This window comes from Vibrio sp. 1457 (genome assembly GCF_033340195.1).
In the GTDB taxonomy this organism is placed as follows: Bacteria; Pseudomonadota; Gammaproteobacteria; order Enterobacterales; family Vibrionaceae; genus Vibrio; species Vibrio alginolyticus.
In genome coordinates this window covers 1-1282 of record NZ_JAWOWA010000085.1, presented here as the reverse complement: position 1 = coordinate 1282, position 1282 = coordinate 1, and the positions used below count along the sequence as shown (strand labels likewise).

General features: G+C 53.0%; 2 protein-coding genes and 1 pseudogene. 2 read left to right on the top strand and 1 reads right to left on the bottom strand.

Going from position 1 to position 1282, the window contains the following annotated elements:
- A partial coding sequence (locus R7Z41_RS23895) for an AAC(3) family N-acetyltransferase (RefSeq protein WP_318141629.1) occupies positions 1–165 on the bottom strand: 165 nt, incomplete at its 3' end.
- 106 nt (positions 166–271) lie between these two features.
- Between R7Z41_RS23895 and R7Z41_RS23890 the strand changes: the two genes are divergently transcribed.
- Both R7Z41_RS23890 and R7Z41_RS23885 read left to right on the top strand, forming a co-directional pair.
- Positions 272–976: an IS6-like element IS26 family transposase gene (locus R7Z41_RS23890; protein WP_001067855.1), complete on the top strand. Its 705-nt coding sequence runs from the start codon at positions 272–274 to the stop codon at positions 974–976.
- A gap of 160 nt (positions 977–1136) precedes the next feature.
- Positions 1137–1282 (top strand): annotated as a pseudogene (locus tag R7Z41_RS23885) (IS6 family transposase); the annotation flags it as partial.

Below are 1282 nucleotides of genomic sequence, written 5' to 3'. Positions count from 1 at the left end.
CACAGTGCCAGTCGGCCCAACCGCGGAGCGTAACGCGGCAACGACCGTCTCCGCTCCTCCTTCGACCGGACCAATCGCTTTAAGTGAGGCATGCACCATCAAGAGGTCACCGGTTTGGACTCCGAGTTTTTGAAGCGCCTCCGTTATTGCCTTCCGCGTATGCATCGCGATATCTCCTCTAAACTGCAAAACACTATACCTATCGAGAGGCACTGTTGCAAATAGTCGGTGGTGATAAACTTATCATCCCCTTTTGCTGATGGAGCTGCACATGAACCCATTCAAAGGCCGGCATTTTCAGCGTGACATCATTCTGTGGGCCGTACGCTGGTACTGCAAATACGGCATCAGTTACCGTGAGCTGCAGGAGATGCTGGCTGAACGCGGAGTGAATGTCGATCACTCCACGATTTACCGCTGGGTTCAGCGTTATGCGCCTGAAATGGAAAAACGGCTGCGCTGGTACTGGCGTAACCCTTCCGATCTTTGCCCGTGGCACATGGATGAAACCTACGTGAAGGTCAATGGCCGCTGGGCGTATCTGTACCGGGCCGTCGACAGCCGGGGCCGCACTGTCGATTTTTATCTCTCCTCCCGTCGTAACAGCAAAGCTGCATACCGGTTTCTGGGTAAAATCCTCAACAACGTGAAGAAGTGGCAGATCCCGCGATTCATCAACACGGATAAAGCGCCCGCCTATGGTCGCGCGCTTGCTCTGCTCAAACGCGAAGGCCGGTGCCCGTCTGACGTTGAACACCGACAGATTAAGTACCGGAACAACGTGATTGAATGCGATCATGGCAAACTGAAACGGATAATCGGCGCCACGCTGGGATTTAAATCCATGAAGACGGCTTACGCCACCATCAAAGGTATTGAGGTGATGCGTGCACTACGCAAAGGCCAGGCCTCAGCATTTTATTATGGTGATCCCCTGGGCGAAATGCGCCTGGTAAGCAGAGTTTTTGAAATGTAAGGCCTTTGAATAAGACAAAAGGCTGCCTCATCGCTAACTTTGCAACAGTGCCATCAGAAGTGATCTGCACCAATCTCGACTATGCTCAATACTCGTGTGGGCTCTGTTGCAAAAATCGTGAAGCTTGAGCATGCTTGGCGGAGATTGGACGGACGGAACGATGACGGATTTCAAGTGGCGCCATTTCCAGGGTGATGTGATCCTGTGGGCGGTGCGCTGGTATTGTCGCTATCCGATCAGCTATCGCGACCTTGAGGAAATGCTGGCGGAACGCGGCATTTCGGTCGACCATACGACGATCTATCG

Coding starts and splice junctions, on each gene's coding strand:
- R7Z41_RS23890 (WP_001067855.1), top strand. CDS start 272: ATGAACCCATTCAAAGGCCGGCATTTTCAGCGTGACATCATTCTGTGG.